This is a genomic window from Synechococcus sp. WH 8016 (genome assembly GCF_000230675.1).
Lineage (GTDB): Bacteria > Cyanobacteriota > Cyanobacteriia > PCC-6307 > Cyanobiaceae > Synechococcus_C.
The window spans coordinates 224,441-242,722 of the sequence record NZ_AGIK01000001.1; the positions used below are offsets into that span (position 1 = coordinate 224,441).

The 18,282-nt window shown below is 53.7% G+C and carries 20 protein-coding genes and 1 tRNA gene; 9 read left to right on the forward strand and 12 right to left on the reverse strand.

Annotated elements, in window-relative coordinates; all coding sequences use genetic code 11:
- The first annotated feature begins 27 nt into the window (after positions 1 to 27).
- The 4 genes from SYN8016DRAFT_RS01230 to SYN8016DRAFT_RS01250 all read left to right on the forward strand — a co-directional run bounded on the left by SYN8016DRAFT_RS01230 (position 28) and on the right by SYN8016DRAFT_RS01250 (position 4,256).
- Entirely contained in the window at positions 28 to 732 is a 705-nt protein-coding gene (locus SYN8016DRAFT_RS01230; protein ID WP_006852397.1) for a hypothetical protein, read from the forward strand.
- Positions 733 to 756: 24 nt separating this feature from the next.
- Positions 757 to 2,079, forward strand: coding sequence for an O-acetylhomoserine aminocarboxypropyltransferase/cysteine synthase family protein (locus SYN8016DRAFT_RS01235; RefSeq protein WP_006852398.1), 1,323 nt, complete (start codon positions 757 to 759; stop codon positions 2,077 to 2,079).
- Positions 2,080 to 2,250: 171 nt separating this feature from the next.
- A complete protein-coding gene (locus SYN8016DRAFT_RS01240) occupies positions 2,251 to 3,144 on the forward strand; it encodes a homoserine O-succinyltransferase (RefSeq protein WP_006852399.1) in 894 nt (297 codons plus the stop codon).
- A gap of 713 nt (positions 3,145 to 3,857) precedes the next feature.
- Positions 3,858 to 4,256, forward strand: a complete 399-nt coding sequence (locus tag SYN8016DRAFT_RS01250) for a hypothetical protein (protein WP_038013086.1) — start codon at positions 3,858 to 3,860, stop codon at positions 4,254 to 4,256.
- Between the two features lie 103 nt (positions 4,257 to 4,359).
- Here SYN8016DRAFT_RS01250 and SYN8016DRAFT_RS01255 read toward each other — a convergent pair whose 3' ends face one another.
- The gene (locus SYN8016DRAFT_RS01255) at positions 4,360 to 4,698 is read right to left on the reverse strand and encodes a hypothetical protein (protein WP_006852402.1); all 339 of its coding nucleotides are present in this window, start codon (positions 4,696 to 4,698) and stop codon (positions 4,360 to 4,362) included.
- A gap of 85 nt (positions 4,699 to 4,783) precedes the next feature.
- On the opposite strand from SYN8016DRAFT_RS01255, the gene SYN8016DRAFT_RS01260 reads away from it, so the two are divergent.
- Positions 4,784 to 5,371 carry an alpha-ketoglutarate-dependent dioxygenase AlkB gene (locus tag SYN8016DRAFT_RS01260; RefSeq protein ID WP_006852403.1) on the forward strand — a complete coding sequence of 196 codons (588 nt, stop codon included), beginning with the start codon at positions 4,784 to 4,786 and terminating at the stop codon, positions 5,369 to 5,371.
- On the opposite strand, the gene SYN8016DRAFT_RS01265 is transcribed toward SYN8016DRAFT_RS01260, so the two are convergent.
- Positions 5,313 to 6,164 carry an AEC family transporter gene (locus SYN8016DRAFT_RS01265; protein WP_006852404.1) on the reverse strand — a complete coding sequence of 284 codons (852 nt, stop codon included), beginning with the start codon at positions 6,162 to 6,164 and terminating at the stop codon, positions 5,313 to 5,315. The genes SYN8016DRAFT_RS01260 and SYN8016DRAFT_RS01265 overlap by 59 nt on opposite strands.
- Before the next feature lie 210 nt (positions 6,165 to 6,374).
- Between SYN8016DRAFT_RS01265 and SYN8016DRAFT_RS01270 the strand changes: the two genes are divergently transcribed.
- A complete protein-coding gene (locus SYN8016DRAFT_RS01270) occupies positions 6,375 to 6,590 on the forward strand; it encodes a hypothetical protein (protein WP_006852405.1) in 216 nt (71 codons plus the stop codon).
- On the opposite strand, the gene SYN8016DRAFT_RS01275 is transcribed toward SYN8016DRAFT_RS01270, so the two are convergent.
- Genes SYN8016DRAFT_RS01275 through SYN8016DRAFT_RS01295 form a run of 5 tightly spaced genes read right to left on the reverse strand, consistent with a single transcriptional unit; the run spans position 6,575 to position 10,848 of the window.
- Positions 6,575 to 7,318 (reverse strand): amino acid ABC transporter ATP-binding protein, encoded by a 744-nt coding sequence (locus SYN8016DRAFT_RS01275; protein WP_006852406.1) that lies wholly within the window; start codon positions 7,316 to 7,318, stop codon positions 6,575 to 6,577. The genes SYN8016DRAFT_RS01270 and SYN8016DRAFT_RS01275 overlap by 16 nt on opposite strands.
- A 24-nt stretch (positions 7,319 to 7,342) precedes the next feature.
- Complete coding sequence (locus SYN8016DRAFT_RS01280) at positions 7,343 to 8,371, reverse strand: amino acid ABC transporter permease (RefSeq protein WP_006852407.1); 1,029 nt, start codon at positions 8,369 to 8,371, stop codon at positions 7,343 to 7,345.
- Complete coding sequence (locus SYN8016DRAFT_RS01285) at positions 8,371 to 8,874, reverse strand: HdeD family acid-resistance protein (protein ID WP_006852408.1); 504 nt, start codon at positions 8,872 to 8,874, stop codon at positions 8,371 to 8,373. The genes SYN8016DRAFT_RS01280 and SYN8016DRAFT_RS01285 overlap by 1 nt, the downstream gene beginning before the upstream one ends.
- 25 nt (positions 8,875 to 8,899) lie before the next feature.
- A complete protein-coding gene (locus tag SYN8016DRAFT_RS01290; RefSeq protein ID WP_006852409.1) occupies positions 8,900 to 9,799 on the reverse strand; it encodes an ABC transporter permease subunit in 900 nt (299 codons plus the stop codon).
- Complete coding sequence (locus SYN8016DRAFT_RS01295) at positions 9,796 to 10,848, reverse strand: amino acid ABC transporter substrate-binding protein (protein WP_038013598.1); 1,053 nt, start codon at positions 10,846 to 10,848, stop codon at positions 9,796 to 9,798. Before SYN8016DRAFT_RS01295 ends, SYN8016DRAFT_RS01290 begins: the two co-directional genes overlap by 4 nt.
- Positions 10,849 to 11,027: 179 nt before the next feature.
- Between SYN8016DRAFT_RS01295 and SYN8016DRAFT_RS01300 the strand changes: the two genes are divergently transcribed.
- On the forward strand, positions 11,028 to 11,282 hold the full coding sequence (locus SYN8016DRAFT_RS01300; protein ID WP_244279119.1) for a hypothetical protein: 255 nt from the start codon (positions 11,028 to 11,030) through the stop codon (positions 11,280 to 11,282).
- Between the two features lie 19 nt (positions 11,283 to 11,301).
- Here the strand turns inward: SYN8016DRAFT_RS01300 and SYN8016DRAFT_RS01305 are convergent, their stop codons facing one another.
- Positions 11,302 to 12,873 (reverse strand): SulP family inorganic anion transporter, encoded by a 1,572-nt coding sequence (locus tag SYN8016DRAFT_RS01305; RefSeq protein ID WP_006852412.1) that lies wholly within the window; start codon positions 12,871 to 12,873, stop codon positions 11,302 to 11,304.
- A gap of 36 nt (positions 12,874 to 12,909) precedes the next feature.
- The gene (locus SYN8016DRAFT_RS01310; protein ID WP_038013091.1) at positions 12,910 to 14,178 is read right to left on the reverse strand and encodes an FAD-binding protein; all 1,269 of its coding nucleotides are present in this window, start codon (positions 14,176 to 14,178) and stop codon (positions 12,910 to 12,912) included.
- A gap of 94 nt (positions 14,179 to 14,272) precedes the next feature.
- On the opposite strand from SYN8016DRAFT_RS01310, the gene SYN8016DRAFT_RS01315 reads away from it, so the two are divergent.
- Entirely contained in the window at positions 14,273 to 15,406 is a 1,134-nt protein-coding gene (locus SYN8016DRAFT_RS01315) for a sirohydrochlorin chelatase (protein ID WP_006852414.1), read from the forward strand.
- A 394-nt stretch (positions 15,407 to 15,800) separates the two neighbouring features.
- Positions 15,801 to 16,064: a DUF2811 domain-containing protein gene (locus tag SYN8016DRAFT_RS01325; RefSeq protein WP_006852415.1), complete on the forward strand. Its 264-nt coding sequence runs from the start codon at positions 15,801 to 15,803 to the stop codon at positions 16,062 to 16,064.
- On the opposite strand, the gene SYN8016DRAFT_RS01330 is transcribed toward SYN8016DRAFT_RS01325, so the two are convergent.
- The 3 genes from SYN8016DRAFT_RS01330 to SYN8016DRAFT_RS01335 form a co-directional block, all read right to left on the reverse strand.
- Entirely contained in the window at positions 16,045 to 17,703 is a 1,659-nt protein-coding gene (locus tag SYN8016DRAFT_RS01330) for a GMC oxidoreductase (RefSeq protein ID WP_006852416.1), read from the reverse strand. The genes SYN8016DRAFT_RS01325 and SYN8016DRAFT_RS01330 overlap by 20 nt on opposite strands.
- Positions 17,704 to 17,724: 21 nt before the next feature.
- Positions 17,725 to 17,859 carry a hypothetical protein gene (locus tag SYN8016DRAFT_RS15900; protein WP_006852417.1) on the reverse strand — a complete coding sequence of 45 codons (135 nt, stop codon included), beginning with the start codon at positions 17,857 to 17,859 and terminating at the stop codon, positions 17,725 to 17,727.
- A 313-nt stretch (positions 17,860 to 18,172) separates the two neighbouring features.
- Positions 18,173 to 18,249, reverse strand: a tRNA-Met gene (locus tag SYN8016DRAFT_RS01335).
- Positions 18,250 to 18,282 lie beyond the last annotated feature (33 nt).

The window sequence follows — 18,282 nt, forward strand, 5'->3', positions numbered from 1 at the left end:
ATTCCGATCAGATGAAGGCTGAGCTCTTTGGCGAAGGAACTGACGCATCGAGCCGATGAGCTCAAGACCCTTGGCTGGTCCACGGACGAAGTGGCCCGATACGCCGAGCTATGGGACTATCGCCAGCGTTGGGGAGCAATGAACCTCGAACGTGAGGATCGTTTGTTCCTGCGTAAGGCTGAAGCCGCACTCCCAGCGATTGTTTCGGGCAAGGCTGCAGCGAAAAAGGCGATCAACGAAAAGTCCTATTACCGCTGGCTCTGTTTCCATCTAGAAGCGATGGATACGGCTGAAGCCGGGTATTCCTTGCCCGAAGGATCCCGTGGTGCTTGGCCGATCTTGCTGGAGGAGGAGAGACGTTTGCTCGATTACTACCAGCCAGTTCTTGGGCTTCCCGACACGATTAAGGCCAAAGCATTTGATGCGGTCCGGGAAGAACTCGCGGCCCAGGCTGGTCCTCTCGCCGCTGCAAATGGTCAGACCAAGAATTACGACTTCATGGCTGCCTTAAAAGAACTCAAGGCGCAAGAGAACAGCAAGTGGCGTCATTTGCGCGAGCAGGAGGGTGACCAGCCCTATCCAGTGCTCAGTGCTGAAGCAGCAAGCTCCTTCCGATCAGAAGTGCGCAGTCGCTTTGGCCCTCTGATGCGTGACACGCTTCCATCCCTTGCTGAGACTGAAAAACCGGCACCTGACGACAATTGGAACCCTGCAATGGAAGTTGCGAGCTAGAACGGAGTTATCCGTATTTCGGCCTTGACATCACAACGTTTCGAGACCCTTCAGTTGCATGCTGGTCAGGTCCCTGACCCCACGACAAACTCTCGGGCGGTCCCGATCTACCAGACCAGCTCCTACGTGTTCAACAACGCTGAACATGGCGCCAACTTGTTTGGGTTGAAGGAATTCGGGAACATCTACACCCGGTTGATGAACCCCACGACGGATGTCTTTGAAAAGCGCGTTGCTGCTTTGGAAGGTGGGGTGGCGGCTGTCGCCACCGCCTCGGGGCAGTCAGCTCAGTTTTTGGCGATCACCAACTGCATGCAGGCAGGAGACAACTTTGTTTCCACATCCTTTCTGTACGGCGGCACCTACAACCAATTCAAGGTGCAATTTCCGCGCCTAGGAATCCAGGTCAAGTTTGCTGATGGCGACGATGTCGCCAGCTTTGCGGCGCAGATTGATGACAACACCAAGGCGATCTATGTGGAAGCGATGGGCAACCCCCGCTTCAACATTCCCGACTTCGCTGGCCTCTCTGCACTCGCGAAGGAACGGGGCATCCCTCTGATTGTCGACAACACCCTCGGAGCGGCGGGAGCCTTGATTCGACCGATTGAGCATGGCGCCGATGTGGTGGTGGAGAGTGCGACGAAATGGATTGGTGGTCACGGCACCAGCCTTGGTGGAGTGATTGTGGATGCCGGCACCTTCAACTGGGGGAATGGCAAGTTCCCGTTGATGAGTCAGCCGAGTGCCGCGTATCACGGCCTTGTGCACTGGGATGCCTTTGGTTTCGGGAGTGACATCTGCAAAATGCTGGGGTTACCCGATGAACGCAACATCGCCTTTGCGCTCAGAGCAAGGGTGGAGTGTCTCCGCGATTGGGGACCGGCCATCAGTCCCTTCAACAGCTTTTTGTTGCTGCAAGGCCTTGAAACCCTGAGCTTGCGCGTGGAGAGACATGCGCAAAATGCGATGGCGCTGGCGACCTGGTTGCAGGAGCATTCCAGTGTTGCTCATGTGAGCTATCCCGGATTGCCCAGCGACCCTTATCACGCAAGTGCCAAGCGCTATCTCACCAACCGTGGGATGGGCTGCATGCTGATGTTCTCCCTGAAGGGTGGCTGCGACGATGCGGTGCGTTTCATCGACAGTCTCAAGTTGGCCAGCCATCTTGCCAATGTGGGCGACTCCAAGACGCTGGTGATTCACCCAGCCTCCACGACCCATCAGCAGCTCAGTGCTGATGAACAAGCTTCAGCTGGTGTGACTCCCACCATGGTGCGCGTGTCTGTCGGTTTGGAACATATCGATGACATCAAGGCTGATTTTGAGCAGGCGCTGGCGAGCTGAGAAGGCAGAGGTGGTCGGTCACTTGGAGCCCAAGGCCCAGGTGATCGATTCTCCGTGCAGTCATGGAGATGGGCTGTGGCTACCTTGAAAAGACCACACCATGCATAGAAAGGCCGCTCGTCATTGAATACATGATGGATCAAACTCAGTCAGTGGAAGGGATCTGAGCTGATGGCGCTCATACTTCCTAGGAACTATCACAAGATCACCGCTGTTGAACGGAACCGGATCTCTTGGATTGAACCTGAACAAGCCGAGCGTCAGGACATCCGGCCCCTGCGCATTGGCATTCTCAACATCATGCCCCTTGGGAAGCAGTACGAATTCAACCTCTTGCATCCTCTGGGTCTTTCGGTTCTTCAGATTGAACCGATCTGGATTCGTCTTCAATCGCATGCGTACCGAAGTTGGGACCAGGCCCATCTCAACCAGCACTACGTGAGTTGGGAGGAGGCTCAGTCCCAGCGTCCATTGGATGGATTAATCATTACCGGTGCTCCAGTGGAACACCTGGCATTTGAGGACGTCACCTATTGGCCAGAATTGGTTGAGCTGATTAAGGAAGCTCGCCACTCTTGTGCCAGCACTCTGGGCCTCTGTTGGGCTGGGTTTGCTCTGGCCTATCTCGCTGGAGTGAACAAGGTGACGTTCGATCGGAAATTGTTTGGGGTGTTTCCGATGCGCAGTCTTGTGCCTGGTCATCCGCTCATGGGAACGCAGGATGATCAATTTCTCTGTCCCCAAAGCCGTCATGCGGGTTTGCCGGATGCGGCGATGGAATCGGCGCAACGCCAGGGGCGACTGAGGCTTCTCGCCCATGGAGAGAAGGTGGGTTACACCATTTTTGAGACGCCAGATCAGCGTCAGCTCATGCATCTTGGCCATCCCGAATACAACGTTGGGAGGCTGCAAGGGGAAATGGAGCGCGATCGCGCCCGTGGTGATGTTCCACCGCCTGAAAACTTTGATGCGGATCACCCCAGAACGCTCTGGCGTTCCCATCGCAATTTGCTCTTCCAGCAGTGGTTGTGGTTCTGCTACCACCGTGTGAGTCTGCAGTCTTGATTATTGTTTAAGTGATAAGCTATGCCTTAATAAGGCCGTCTCCTTAATTGTTTAAAACTTATTTAATATTAGTGTATTTTATCTCCGTGATTGTCCTGAGCCTGTGCTGCTAAGTCGATGATTACATTAAACTAATGCTGGCTTGGTTAAATAGCAGCCATCTTATAGCTATGCTTCGTCACTGCATTTCTGCAATATACGAAAATGTTTGCGCTCATAAGCTTAGTAGGATATAAGGTCATCTTGGTTGTCACGGTATTTAGCGAGTTGTTCCTCGGTCCATCGCAGCTTCGTTGTCAGGACTGAGAGCAAGGAAGGTTTAGTTTTGTCCATGGAAAGCAGATCTGAGCCCCTGTTATTGGTTGGATTGCCATAACTGATAGCTGCTATTGTGATTAGCATCTCCTTAAGATTACTGTAGTTTAATTATCAGAGATTAAGAGGCTTCTCGTGCTTTGACTGGTCTGAATTACATTTCGAAGATGTCCTCAAGCTCGATACGTGCATTGATCAACTCAATAGGACTTACACCTCTAATGCGAGCATGCTTATCGGGCATTTGTCGATGGTTCTCTGATCCCCAGCCATTGATCTGATCAAAGCTCTGCTACAACAGCCACATCAGGGGCTGTGGTAAAAATCAACAAGCCAATCAAGTTGTCATGGACATCCAATCCTCCGGAGCTCTACTGAAAGTCCTGAACCTAGTAGCCATGGCCGACGGACACATATCAGCAGAAGAGGAACACCTACTCGAATTACTGACAACGCAGTACAAGCTGCAGGCCAAAATTATTGCCTGGCAGGATGACCTCGATCAACCTACAAGCATCCTCTCCTTAGCTTCGAAAATTGCGAGTGAATATCATCAACTGGCCTATAAAACAGCAATCATGGTGGCCAGTATTTCCCGTGCCGATGGTGAAGATGACTTTGTTTGCATGGAGGAACAACAGCTACTCAACAACTTGGCCGCCACCTTCGAACTTTCCTTGGAGCAGATCGAAGCGATCCGTCACCAGGCTGAGCAAGAGCTGAAAAAGCAGCCAAACTTGTGGGAAGTGTTGTACTCCTGCTTCGGCTCTCAATTTGAGAACCCGGGCCTTTTGTAAGTAACTATGCAACACACTAAACTACGATTAAATCGCCAATCTAGATAACTGAAAAACCTAAATGCGTGTTAACTAAAGGAGAACCCTTGCTGTGCTCATTAACTTACTTTTGCCTGTTAGTCTTAAGTTCTGAAGAGCACAGTGCCGCTTTTTGTGATGTTGTTTCATTCAGTGTTGTTTCGATCGGCCGCTGAGCAGCATCGCGATTTAGCTCCCGCTCCAAGGCGGCAATCCGTCTTTCTCTGAGGCAGTGCCGACAGCCCCCTGTAGTTTGTAGATGTTTCTCAGGCGTGATGCTGATCAATTGCACTGGATGGTCGTTGCAACGAATTTTGACCGGACTCTTGTAGCTGCGGTATTTGATCTCTGAATAATCGAAGTGTTCACCGAAGCGCTCATGCGCCCGTTTGAGAAATTCCGATTCCGTGATACGAGCTGCCATTGAATGAATGTATGGGTAATTCGCTCGAAGTTTTCGTCTCTGTTATGGCTTGTTACTGGTTTATCTTCGGCACGACCCTCGATCGATGAGCTGGAACCATCGCGTTGGCTGGCTTGAACCGCAGGCTTCGGCTTACTGGTTTGGACTGTGTCAGGAACAGATCGTCTGGGAGCAGCCCCAAGTTCGGGTTTACGGCAAGGTCCACCCTGTGCCGCGATTGGCGGCTTTCCTTGCGGACGCTTCAGTGTCGTATCGCTATAGCGGTGTGACGCATCGAGGCCAGGGATGGCCCGACTGGTTTACGCCGTTGCTTGAGAGGGTGAATGAGAGTTGCTCGGCTCCATTCAATGGATGCCTGTTCAATCTCTATCGGGATGGAGACGACCGCATGGGTTGGCATGCTGATGATGAACCGGAGATTGATGCCAACTATCCAATCGCCTCCCTTTCGTTTGGTGCCACCAGGGCTTTTCAGTTTCGGCATCGCCAGAGCCAGTGCCGAGAGGAACTAGCGCTTGCAGATGGGGATCTGCTGGTGATGGAGCCGGAGTGTCAACGCTTGTGGATGCATGGCCTTCCGGTCCGCAGGAGGGTCCGCACGGCACGGTTGAACCTCACGTTCCGAGTCTTTCTGCCATCGTCTTCAGCAGCCAAGCCCAAATCGGAATTGTGATCATTGCGATCAGGGTGCTGCGCCAAATGAGCTGTGCTGCTGCCGTGCTGTCTGCCTGTTCGGTTTCTGCGATCAGAAGCACGGAAATGGCCGTGGGGGCTGCAGCCTGCAAGACAAGGGCCTGACGCGCGATAGAGCTGATGGGAAGGATCAAGCTGAGTCCAAACAGAAAGGCAGGAAAGAGCAAAAGCTTGCAGACCAGCGCAGCATTCAACAGGTTGGCGGGAGGGCGCTGAGTTTGCTCAGGGTGTCTCTGCTCAGGGTCTCTCTGCTCAGGATGCGTCGCTGCTGACCTTTCCTCTGCAAGGCCTGCGAGTCGCATGCCCACAACGATCAAGGCCAGCACGATGACCACCCTTGAAGGCATCCAGAGTGCGGTCGTAATCGTTGCTTGCCATGGGGTTGCCATCACAAGCAAGGCTCCCAGGAGGCCTCGTGATGCTGGACTCGAACTGAGGTGGTTGACTAGCTCACGCCAACGGTAAGGATGAGCCTCCGGCCTAGCTCCTGCGAGCCAGATGGGTCCGAGTCCCCAACAAAGCAGGGTTGCGCCCAAGTCGTAGCCGATGCTGATCGATAGGGCCTCCGGGGGGAGTAAGGCCAGGGCGACCGGAATCCCGAAATAAGCCGTGTTGCCGACGCAACTTCCTAGTTGAAGCGTGGGTGATAGTCGCTGATTGCCGCCTTCACGCCAACTGTTCAGCATCAGCAGCATGACCATGATGGCGGCCGCGGCGATGGCGGCCGTGCTCACCAGGGAGCTATTCAATCCACCCTTCAAGAGCAAGCCCATCAGGCTGATGGGAACGCCGTAGCGCACGAGTGGCGTCGCTAGCGGTTTGATCCACCCCGGTTTGAAGCGTCCAAGCAGATATCCACTAAGAAGGCCTGGAATGAGTTCAACCAGGAGGCGATCAATCGCGGTGTCTGCCAGATCTCTGTAAAGACTAGGAACATTCGCGATGATGTGCCAAAGTCTCAGCTGTCCTACGACCGGTGCTCAGTGGCTGTTTCGGCTCCTTTCTGTTCCATCCCCCAGAGAGTTGTTCGGCTCAGTGAGGCCTTGCAAGCTCAACGTGAGCGCTTGCAGGAGCGTTTGGCTGAGCAAATCAACAGCCTCCCCGTTGGCAATGAAAGTTGGCTGCAGACCGAAAGGGAGCTTGTGGCCGCTGAGCGGGCTCTGCACCAGTTGGATGGCCGTTGTCAGTTGGTCATTTGATTGAGAAAGCGCCTGCTGCGCTCTTCTTTGGCATGACTAAAAAATGTTTTGGCGTCGGAAAGTTCAACCACTTTTCCCGCGTCCATAAACAGCACCCGGTCAGCGACCTCACGGGCAAATCCCAGCTCATGGGTGACGACCACCATGGTCATTCCTGCTGAGGCCAGCGTGCGCATGGCATCGAGAACTTCTTTCACGCGTTCTGGATCGAGAGCACTCGTGGGTTCGTCAAACAGCATCACCTCTGGATCCATCGCTAAAGCTCTGGCGATGGCGACCCGTTGTTGCTGCCCGCCACTGAGCTGGGCGGGGCGTTTCATGGCCTGATCAGCAATCCCCATTTGGCTCAACAGCGCCATGGCCCTGAGTTCCGCCTCTTTTTTATTTGTCTTTTTGATACGGATTGGCGCCAAGGTGATGTTGTCGAGGATGGAGAGATGGGGAAACAAATTGAACTGTTGAAACACCATTCCAACCCGGCGCCGGATTCGTTTGATCTGTCGTTCGTCATGGTTGGAATCCAGCTGAATGCCAACGATTTCCAGCTGACCTTCATCAATGCTTTCCAACCCATTGAACGTGCGGATCAAGGTGCTTTTTCCTGAACCAGAGGGCCCCATGACCACCAGAACTTCGCCAAGGCTGACGCTGAGATTGACCTCATCAAGGGCTCGATGATCGTCGGAATAGGACTTGCTGACGGACTGCGCTTGGATGGCAATAGACATGGTGTTTTGGAAGTACGAGCGGTCTTAGGAGCCAGTCGATAAGAGGCCTTGACGTTCAATTCGCTTTGCCAAAAGGGCCATCCCTGAACAGAGCAGCCAATAGACACCGGCGAGCCAGACATAAACCTCAAGATGACGGCCGATGTATTCAGGGTTTGCGAGCAAGCTTCTGCTAATTCCTAGTAGCTCGATCAATCCAAGAATGGCCATCAAGCTGGTGTTTTGCAGTAACCCGATCGCTTGGTTGGTTAAGGCCGGAACAGCAATTCTCAGGGCCTGGGGAAGAATGATCAGTCTCATCGTGAGGGACGTATTGAGACCGAGGGCCGCGGCCGCTTCCCCTTGGGTGGGCGGGATGGACTGCAGTCCTCCGCGCACATCCTCAGCGACATAGGCCGCGGCAAACAGTGCAAACGCCATCACCGCTCTCAAGACTCGGTTGATTTCGATTTCAACCGGGAGGAAGAGCGGTAGAAGCAATTGCCCAAAGAACAACACCGCAATGAGAGGGACGGCACGCATGAGGTCGATGTAGAGGCGGCAGAGCATCGCCACCAAACCCAAATGGGATGTTCTGCCGATCGCAAGCGCGACACCCATGGGTAGGGCTAAGGCCCCACTCGCAGCTGTCAGCAGCAATGTGAGCGTGAGCCCGCCCCAGGCGCGAGATGGCACGGCTTGAAGGTTGGCGGATCCAGCAAGCAGGACAACTCCGGTGGGCACCATCAGGATCCATGCCCATGGCAAGAGTGGCTGGAGGCGTTTCAGAGCTTGAGGTAAGAGATCACTGCTCAGCGTGGTGATCGTCAAGATCAGGATGAGGACCATCCATAGCAAAGGCCGCCAGCGTTGATCAGCGGGATAGCTGCCAAAGGCATACAGCGGAATGTTGTGTGTCACCACCCGCCAATCAGCCCCAGTGATCAGCCAGGATCCGGTTGACCAGAGAGCCCAAGCAATCAACCCGAGGATGAAAACGCTGAATGCGGCCTCAATCGGTTTTTGGCGCCAACGCTGATAACGCCGCTGCCGAGGCTTGAATCGGCTCGCCATTAGCTGGCAGCTGGTGGAGCATCTGTGGGCTTGAGCAAGTTCAAGGCGGACAGGAAAAGAGAGACTCCAAAGATGGTCCCCAAAGCCCAGAGGCTGTCAGAAGGCCATTCGATCACCAGCAGCAATCCGAGGACAGCCGTCACGATTCCATCCACCACCACAAGACCGCGTGCGGGTGCATTCGTACTGGCGCCTGTTGCTAATTCCATCACCCCTTCCACAAGCAAGAGGACACCTGCAAACAGCGTGAGACTGATTTCACTGTCGATCGGGTCGATCAGAATGAAGACAGCACCGCCGATATAAAGCAGGCCTGACAAACCTTTAAAGAGTTTCCCCTGATTGTTTGGAATATCTCCAATCCGAAGCAGTTGATTCAGCCCAGCCACGAACACAATTCCCCCTAATCCAATAGTGAGAAGGGTTGCTGATGCAAAGGGCAGCAAAATGGCTGCAATAGACGCCACAATTAAAAGGACTGCGGCGATACGGCGAGTATTCATAAAAGCGGACTGCTTGAGGATCAGTTTAATGATGGTGCTGGCCCCTTAAAACAGCTCGGTTCAGCAGCTGCATGCCCCCATTGATCAGCAAGTTCAGGAGCAGAAAACTCAGCAAAAGCAGCAAAAATCCCTCGATTGCGCGTCCTGTTTGGGTGATGGTTGTGTCACTCACCGCATAGAGATCGGCGTAGCCAACGGCAATCGCCAAGGTGCTGTTTTTGGCCAGATTCAAATATTGACTGCTCAGGGCAGGCAGGATTGCCGGAAGGGCCTGGGGAAGCACGATGCGGCGTAAGCCCAGGCCCTCCGTCATGCCAAGACTGCGGAAGGCCTCCCACTGACCAAGTGGCACGGAATCGAGACCACCGCGAACCACCTCCGCAATCGACGCTCCCGTAAACACGCTTAGTCCAAGCAGGACGGCTGCAAACTCCACACTGAGCGTGACTCCGAGCAAGCTGATCCCCTGATTCGACAGGTGGATGACTGCTCCAAGGGGGGCCCATGGCTCGGAAGGAAGTCCCAGGAAGGCAACGAAGTACCAGAACAGAAGCTGCAAGAGCAGAGGGATCTGACGAATCAATCCCACATAGAGAGATGTTAACTGTCTCAACAATGGATTGAGACTGCGCCGAGCAGCACCGGTGGTGACGCCAAGCAGGGTGGCCAACACAATCCCTGCAACGATCACGCGCAAGCTGTTCAGCCATCCCATCAACAGGGCCCAGGCTGTGCTGTCTGAAGGTTGATAAGCAAGCGGGTGCTCACTGAGCGCGAAACCTGCTGGTCGCCACAACCAATCAAAACTGAGCCCTAGGCCCGTTCTTATCAAATTGACGGCGAGGTTATTAATCAGAATCCCCATCACCGTGAGGAGCCCAATCACGATGATGACCTGCCACCACCAGCGCTTCGAACGATTCATTGGAACGGGGGTGAGGTCAGCACACCTCCATTGCTGTGCAGATGATTGAGGCCTCTCGGGATCGGCACGGCGCTTTTAGGGCCGAGATGTCGATCATAGATTTCACCGTAATTTCCTACTGCTTGGATCACGTTGACAATGAAATCGTTGTTTAAACCTAGCTTTTGACCTAAATCACCTTCTATGCCAAGAAAGCGCCTCAGTTGAGTGAGTTCAGGTCGGCGTTTGGCTTCTTCAACTTTGTCTCCAATATTTTGTTGGTTAATGCCTAATTCTTCCGCGGCGATCAATGCATAGATCACCCAGCGCATGGCGTCGGTGAGTCGCTGATCACCACCTGCTGCAAGTGGAGCGAGGGGCTCTTTGCTCAAGACTTCAGGGAGAATGACGTGTTGCTCGGGGTTGTTAAAGCCGGATCTGGCCGCAGCGAGCTGAGAGCGATCGGAGGTCATGGCGCTGCAGCGACCTTGGAGGTAGCCAGCGATCACTTGATTGAGATCTTGATACTTGACCGGTTTGTAGTCGATCCCTCTGGCCTGAAAGGCATCGTTGAGGTTTTGCTCGGTTGTCGTGCCTGAGCCCACGCAGATGGTTTTGCCCTTGAGGTTGCTGAGCTTGTCGATTCCACTGTTGCGCTTGACCAAGAGCCCCTGCCCGTCGTGGAACACAACGGGAGCGAAGCTGACGCCGTTTCCTCCCGCAGCATCTCTGCTGAGGTTGAACGTGGTGTTGCGCGATAGGAGATCAATTTCTCCAGTTCGGAGCGCAGTGAATCGTTCGGGAGCGGTCAGAGACCTGTACTGCACCTGATCTGGGCTTCCAGTAAAGGCCGCAGCAAAGGCTCGGCAGATGTCTACATCCATTCCGGCAAAGGAACCATCCCTTTGTAGAAAACTAAAACCGGGAATTTTGCCGCTGACTCCACAGCGAAGTTCCGTTCTCCGTTTGATCAGATCAAGTCTTGAAGCACCGCCTTCTCCGAGGGTGGCACATCCATTCAAAATGAATAGGAGAGAAACCAGCGGCAGTGCAAGAAGACGGACTCTCATCTGATTGTCTTTGATAAGGATCAAGTGTGTCAGAGCTCGTTCATCAGGGGGAACGTTCTTGTCAATCCAAAGAACTGGTTTAGTTTTCACACGTGTTCGTGAACAGCTCGATGATGCGAACCTTTGTGGGATCGGCCCTGTTTTCGGCTCTGATTTTTTTTGGCATGGTTCCTCCAGTGATGGCCTGGAAGGAAACTGATCAACAGGCTTATTACAATAAAATGTCCCTTTTAAAAGTAATGCTTGAGGGGGCTCGAATCAGGGCTGTTGAAACGAATGATTTGCAAACCCTTTGTCTGATCATGAGCATCGGTAACGATGTGACCGTTCGCTATGTCGAATTGAATCCGAATGATGTTGAGATCAGGAATCGTCTCGAAGGCATGCGCAATGACATGACGGCTTGTTTGGCACTCCTCTACAACAAGAAATAGTGCTCAAGCTAATTCACGCTCAACCATGACTGCCCTCAGGTTGACTTCCAATCTTTTCAAACAGATTCAAACTTTCTTTGTTTAACCCCTCCACATTCACGACAGATCCGCCAAGTCTGAGCTTGCGAATGAGTTGGTTGAGTGCTCCAACGCCGCTTTGATCCCAAATATGTGCCTGGCTCATGTCAATGGTGATTCTGGCTGGATGATCGTGTACGTCAAATCCTTGTAGGAAATAAATCTTGCTTACAAAGAACAATTGTCCACTGACGACATAGCGACTTTCGTCTTCACTGATTTTGATCGCTTCAACGCGAATCACTTTTGCGACTTTGCGGCTGAATAAAATGCCTGCAAGGGCCACACCTGCCAATACACCTAGAGCAAGGTTGTGGGGTGTGGTGAGCATGGTGACCGCGAACGTCATCAGCATCACGGCCGAGTCACTTTTGGGGATATTGCGAATATTGCGCAGCCCAGCCACGTCGGCTGTGCTCACGGCGATTCCAATCATGACTGCGACTAGCGCGGCCATGGGGATCTGCTTCAGCCAAGCGCTGGCAAGCAAAATCATCGCTAAGAGGCTGATCCCCGACGACAGTGTGGAGAGACGTGTTCGTCCACCGTTGTCGATGTTCATGACGGACTGGCCGACCAAGGCGCAGCCAGCCATTCCGCCGAACAAGGAGGACACGATGTTTGCAATTCCCTGGCCTTTTGCTTCCGTGTTTTTATTAGAATTAGAGTCAGTTCTCTCGTCAAGAATGTCTTGGGTGAGGAATGTTTCCATAAGGCCAACCAGCGAGATTGAAAGTGCTGTTGGCAAGACAATCCCAAACGTTTCAAGACTGAAAGGAACCCGTTGATTGCTTACATCGCCAAAGGGAAGGTTAAACATAGGAAGGCCATTAGGAAGCTCTCCAAGGTTCATAACCTTGGGAATATCCAGATTCAGTCCCATGCTGATGGCTGTAATTACAATGATCGCTACTAGTTGGGAAGGCAGGACGCGTGTGATACGCGGTAGGCCATAAATAATGACAAGACCAAGCAAAACGAGGGCCCAAACAACGGGAATTTGACTTCCACTGAGGGCCTGCATGGCATGGTCATGGCCGGCTTCTCCAAAGTGAAGGTTGATTCCCAATTGAGGAAGTTGAGCCTGAAAGATCAATAAAGCAAGAGCATTCACAAATCCGCTTAAGACACCCAGAGGCACGAATCGCATCTGATAAGCCAGGCGTAAATATCCCCAGAGAATTTGGAAGACTCCGGTGAGAATTCCTGCCGCCATCAAATAGGCCAGCCCCAGGCCTTCCCCGCGCGCATTTCCTGTCGCGACCAATCCGGTCATCAACAGGGCTGTCGATCCCGTGGCGGAGGTGATCATCGCCGTTCGTCCACCGACGAAGGCAATTGTTATGGAGAGGCAAAAGGCTCCAAACAATCCAACTCTGGGATCCACGCCTGCGATCCCAGAGAAGGCGATCGCTTCTGGAATCATGGCGAAGGCCACGACCAGGCCTGAGAGAACATCCCGTCTCGGATTGCTGAACCAGTTCTGAAGTCCCATTGCGGGAGAGGAAGCCATGGGCGTCAGTGCCACTTTCTGTTCAGGGACCGTATCTCAGAGCGGTGGCAGCAAACCATAAGGATCATGATGTGACTTCAATCGATTGAGGGTTGGAAGCCAGTCTTGAAAGGCGTCATCGAGTTCTGCTTGATGGAAGGACAGGTGTGGATGGATCTGCGCGAGGTGAACACCAGGGCAGTACTCAGTAAGAACGGTGTTGGCATGAAGCAGCCAATCCAGGGAACGTTTTCTCCCTTGTTCGTCATTTGCGTTCCAAACGGCATTGATCCAAGGCTTCCAGATTGCATCGCGATGAAGGAAGGAGGTGTGTGACACAGCAACCTGAGAACTCATTCCACCAAGCTGTTGGGCACTGATTTGGCATCCGGGGTGCGGACGCTTGCTAATGAGTTGATTTAAGTCTGCAATCAGTGAGGGCAATCGTCGGCCCCAGGCTGGACCGAGCCTGCTGATGACTTCGCTGTGGTTGCGCCCTTGTGCAGCTGTGGATGTTGCCAAAGCTCCAAAGGGGGGCTGAGCATGTTGGCCGGGCACCATTGTCTTGCTGGATTCAGCGCATTGGCCGAGCAGCGTTTTCAGCGCCTCCACCGCTGTCATCGCGGCATGGTCGTTAGCAAAACAAACAATGAACAGCTCAATCTTTTCGTTCCAGGCCCACTGCAAGCTGGCGCTGTGCGTCCACTGTTCCGCCGCCTCAATGGCGATTGCAAGTTGCTGAATGCTGCTTACGCTCCGCCAAATGACGAGCGGTGTGAGCTCCTGCGTACGCAACCGGATCGCCGTGACAATGGCTAGGAATGGAGCGGCACCGAGCAGGCCTCTCCATTTCTGCTGCTCTTCATGGGGACTCACCGGGGCTGACAGCTCGAAGCAGTCGCCGTTTCCCCAAACGCCTCGCAGCCCCACGATGTGATCCATGGCTAGGCCCTGGGATCGGCTTAGGGGACTGATGCCACCCGTTAAAACAAAGCCGCATCCTGGAAGGGTGGAGAGGCCAACGGGGATTGAGCGCCCCCTGGTTTGTAGACCTTCTAAAACCTCGGCCATGGAAAGTCCTGCCCCAATCTCCACCTCATCGCCTGCTTCGCTGATCACCAGCTGGCGATGGCGCGCTCTTAAGTCCAGAGTCCAGAGTCCATCGGCAGCACAGCGACTGCTTGTGCCCCCTGAACAAACCATCAACGGGCTTGGCTGGATCCCTTGGCGAATCAGATTGGAAAGCGTGATGGCATCAGACGAGATCCACCCCGCCGGGTGTGAATCGTTGGCCAATGGATTCCAAAGCGCAGCATGCTCGGTCACGTTTTGGCTCCCATGCGAACCGGTGGTCGAGGCAAGACCAACAAGCGCGATTCAACAATGCCGAGGATAGTGTCGTGGGAGTGGAACGAACCGAGTGAGTTCAGATCCGAGTGCGCCGCAACCATCGCCTTACGGCGTTTTAATCTGTGGTCATGGCAGCAGGAATCGCTTAGCGGTTGAGGAATTTGAACGTCTCGCGCTCGGTCTTCGCCAGCGCATGAGCCCGATTCCTGTTGAACATGGGTTTTTGGAATTTGCCAATCCAATCCTCAGGGATGGTTTGGATCGCTTAAGAGAGCAAGGGGTGGAGCGGGTGTTGGCCATTCCGGCCATGTTGTTTGCAGCAGGCCACGCCAAAAACGACATCCCGTCTGTGCTGAACACCTACAGCGCTGAAACGGGTTTGGAGATCGATTACGGCAGAGAACTGGGTGTTGATCGATTGATGATTGCAGCCGCAGGCGCTCGGATCCAAGAAGCCTTGGACGCCAATCCAAGCGTTCCTTTGTCCGAGACCATGTTGGTGGTTGTTGGACGCGGGTCATCGGATCCCGATGCCAATTCCAATGTCGCCAAGGTTGCGCGGATGCTTGTGGAAGGTTTTGGCTTCGGCTGGGGAGAAACCGTCTATTCAGGCGTGACGTTCCCGCTGGTGGAGCCAGGCCTGCGGCATGTGGTGCGCCTTGGGTTTAAGCGCATCATCGTGTTCCCCTATTTCCTGTTTTCTGGTGTTCTTGTGACCAGGATTCGCCAGCACAGTGAACGCGTCGCCAACGATCATCCCGAGGTGGAATTTCTGCATGCCTCCTACCTCGGAGACCATGCAAGGGTCCAAGACACGTTTGTGGAGCGGGTGGATGAGGTGCTCGGTGGTGAGACAGCGATGAATTGCTCGCTCTGTAAATACAGAGCACAGGTGCTCGGCTTCGAGACAGAGGTGGGCCTAGCCCAGGCCAGCCACCATCATCATGTGGAGGGCCTGACCGATGGCTGTGATCTATGCGAGCGCGAGTGCACCGGTGCTTGTCAGCCCGATGGTGTGCCTATTCCGCTGGGGGGTGGGCATCCGTCTCTCACGCATGGAGACCACGACCACGACCACGACCACGACCACGACCATGCCCATGACCATGGACATCACCCCTATCCGCATGCGGAACATCCTCTAGGCCCAAGCACCCTTCGTGCTCGCCGTGTGGATTCAAAGACAGATGCCCCTGAATCATGAAGAACGCGCGTTGTCACTCGTTTTCTCAATGAATGTGTCCCGCGTAAGTCCAAAGAGACTTGTCCATATAAGCGAGGCTGATCAATCCAGGGTCAAGCTTATTGTTCCTGCTTTTTCCACAGAATCAGCCGCGTTTTCCACGGGCTTCATGCGGGATCCCGGCCCATTGCTGAGAGTCTGTGGTTTTCCCAATTTGGCTTTAATTGAACTTGACAGCTTCAGCAATGCCAGCACTCGGTTCAAATGCATCACGACCCGGTCTTCGAGATCCACTGGGGCGCAATGAATCTCACCTGGGTTTCCCTCTCATTCCCTCAATGTCTTCGGTTTTGACTGTTGCCCCCTTCATGTGTCTTCCTTAGTAACGAGCCCCGCCGACGATTGCCCTTCTTCCATGGATCGATATCACCTTGAACATTGCGAAACTCCCGTCGCTGAATCACTCAACGACCTAGGAATTTCATTGGTGAGCATGGAAGCGGAAATCCCCGAGGTTCTTTATCGCGGAATGAAGGATTTCATTGGATTAAATCCTCGCTGGGATCAATATCGTCTGCTTAGTTCAGCAATTGCTCAATTTTTAGTGCAAAATGGTTGTACTGATCGAGCCGTTACTGAGCGCTACCTCGATGATCTTTTTACTCGCTCTCAGGTCTGAGCGCTTGCAAACAAGCTCTCCTCGTTAGGGCCATCATCGTCAACGTTGGACTTTGCCACGCTGAAGAGGGCCAACAGGAGCCGTCCACGACCAACACATTTGGACAGCGCCAGAGGCGATTCCAGGCATCCACAACGCTGTTGTTCTCATCGCTGCCCATCGGAGCTCCACCCAGCTCGTGCACGTAGTACCCAGGCGGAGGCGCGCCTGCTTTCATGGCCTCCATGTTGCTGACAACAGGTTCGATCAGCGGCACCTTGACAAGATCCGTGAGCGGTTGAATCTCCCCTCCACCAAGAGCAATGGCCTCAGCCATCATGGTGTGCATGTGAGCCACCATCGCTGTTTCGTTCGCTCCCCATCGGCAGCTGATATGCGGGATCGGAACGCCCCAGCGATCGACTGTTTCCGACAAGGTGACCCGGTTTTGAGCGGACGGAAGCACTTCCCCGTGACCAATCAGAAAACCCAAGCGACAGTCGGGATTCCTTTTTAACCACCAGGGCGGATCAAAGCGATTGATTGCGCCCCAAAGTCCATACCCTCTTGAAAATGGGAGAAGCCCGTCGCGTTGTGGTGGGAGACTCCCAAAGGGAAGGAAAAAACTTCCAGCCCCCGACAATTGGCTGGTGGGGTCTTGGTCTTGGAGAGGTTGACGCCCACTCCTGCTTGGAACGGCAAAGAAGCGGCAGGTGGAGACGTGATCCATCAAGTGACGTCCCAGGCTGGCTGAGGGATCCTGAAAGCCTCCTTCTGGTGCTGAGCCCTCTGAGAGCAATAGAAATCGCAGCGAGGCAATGGTGGAAGCGCAGAGAACCACCAAAGCTGCCTCCAAGGCCATGCGCTCACCGTTGCGTTGATCGATCACAACGACTCCGCGGGCACGACTTTGATCGCCGTTCATCAGTAGGCGTTCTGCCAGGTGCCCTGACAGCACTTCCACGCGTCCAGTGGAGAGGGCTGCGTTGAGACTGCTTCCCGGACTGCTTGATGGGGGCCATGGACACTCTGCGGACGGTTGATGTGCTGAAAACCCGCGGGAGTGAATCATCTTGATGTCAGCCGAGTCCTGGAGGTCCCTCGCCAGCTGTTCTTCCTCTGGGGTGAAGCTCAGGGGTGCGGTGGTGCATCCATCTGGGAGCTGCGCTAGTCCATCTCTGTTGCCATGAACAGCAAATTGCCGCTCCAGAGAGGAATAATGCGGATCGAGATCTTGATGGGAAATCGGCCAGGAGTACCCGTGGCCATCCCGTTCTGCAGCTTTAAATTCCAGGTCTGAGAGTCGAAGGGTGATTCCACCCCAGGTCAAACTTCTGCCTCCAACCTGGCGTCCTTGAGTCCAGAGAAAAGGTTGATCGTTTGGTGTGGAATACGGATAGCGCTGCTCATCGGCATAGAGCAGTGGATTGTGTTTCCAATAGCCGGGGTGCTGGGCCTGAAGCCGATGCTGTCCGCTGAGAAGGCCGCGAACCCGTCTCATGCTGTTGCTGGGTTCGCTCCCCAGGGCCTCTTGAGCGCTGAGGTCGGGTCCTGTTTCCACCACCAGGACACGGACCCCTGCTTCAGCGAGCGTTTGGGCGGCCACGCCTCCGGTTGCACCTGAACCGATCACGATGGCTTCGAAGGGTTTCAGCGGCACAGCTCAAGCGATGACCTGTTCTTAGTGTCCCTCTTCGCCAGCGGATTCGATCAGCTGTTCGATCAGCTGAGTGACCTGGCAGAGACTGAGTGCCTTGATCAGTCGTTGGGATGGGGATGTCTTGATCCAATCATTGAAGTTCCCCTCAGACTTCATTCCTGATAGTGATTGCTATTTGAAGTAAGAATCGATCTAATAAGCCTTGCTTTGGACAGTCTTGATGTTTTGTTGATCGGATTAATGCGGAATTAGTTTTTAGGATAAAGTTTTTGACTTATTTGTTTTATGAGAAGTGAGGTTTTGTATTGCGCGCGCCCATTCATGGGTGACCCTCTACTTGTCAATCAATGGTTTAAGTGTGAGAACACGTTGCTGGGTCTGAAGTCCAAGAATGAATGATTCTTCGAACATGGATGGGATTGACGTGTCAAACATTAAAAAACCCCTCGTAAAGAGGGGCTTTTTGATTTGGTGGCGGGGGGGAGATTTGAACTCCCGACCTTCGGGTTATGAGCCCGACGAGCTACCAGACTGCTCTACCCCGCGTTGACTTCAAAACTATACAACTTGGGGTTCACA

Coding starts and splice junctions, on each gene's coding strand:
- SYN8016DRAFT_RS01240 (WP_006852399.1), top strand. CDS start 2,251: ATGGCGCTCATACTTCCTAGGAACTATCACAAGATCACCGCTGTTGAA.
- SYN8016DRAFT_RS01250 (WP_038013086.1), top strand. CDS start 3,858: ATGGCCGACGGACACATATCAGCAGAAGAGGAACACCTACTCGAATTA.
- SYN8016DRAFT_RS01255 (WP_006852402.1), bottom strand. CDS start 4,698: ATGGCAGCTCGTATCACGGAATCGGAATTTCTCAAACGGGCGCATGAG.
- SYN8016DRAFT_RS01260 (WP_006852403.1), top strand. CDS start 4,784: ATGAGCTGGAACCATCGCGTTGGCTGGCTTGAACCGCAGGCTTCGGCT.
- SYN8016DRAFT_RS01265 (WP_006852404.1), bottom strand. CDS start 6,164: ATGGGCTTGCTCTTGAAGGGTGGATTGAATAGCTCCCTGGTGAGCACG.
- SYN8016DRAFT_RS01275 (WP_006852406.1), bottom strand. CDS start 7,318: ATGTCTATTGCCATCCAAGCGCAGTCCGTCAGCAAGTCCTATTCCGAC.
- SYN8016DRAFT_RS01280 (WP_006852407.1), bottom strand. CDS start 8,371: ATGGCGAGCCGATTCAAGCCTCGGCAGCGGCGTTATCAGCGTTGGCGC.
- SYN8016DRAFT_RS01285 (WP_006852408.1), bottom strand. CDS start 8,874: ATGAATACTCGCCGTATCGCCGCAGTCCTTTTAATTGTGGCGTCTATT.
- SYN8016DRAFT_RS01290 (WP_006852409.1), bottom strand. CDS start 9,799: ATGAATCGTTCGAAGCGCTGGTGGTGGCAGGTCATCATCGTGATTGGG.
- SYN8016DRAFT_RS01295 (WP_038013598.1), bottom strand. CDS start 10,848: ATGAGAGTCCGTCTTCTTGCACTGCCGCTGGTTTCTCTCCTATTCATT.
- SYN8016DRAFT_RS01300 (WP_244279119.1), top strand. CDS start 11,028: ATGGCCTGGAAGGAAACTGATCAACAGGCTTATTACAATAAAATGTCC.
- SYN8016DRAFT_RS01305 (WP_006852412.1), bottom strand. CDS start 12,873: ATGGCTTCCTCTCCCGCAATGGGACTTCAGAACTGGTTCAGCAATCCG.
- SYN8016DRAFT_RS01325 (WP_006852415.1), top strand. CDS start 15,801: ATGGATCGATATCACCTTGAACATTGCGAAACTCCCGTCGCTGAATCA.
- SYN8016DRAFT_RS15900 (WP_006852417.1), bottom strand. CDS start 17,859: ATGAAGTCTGAGGGGAACTTCAATGATTGGATCAAGACATCCCCATCC.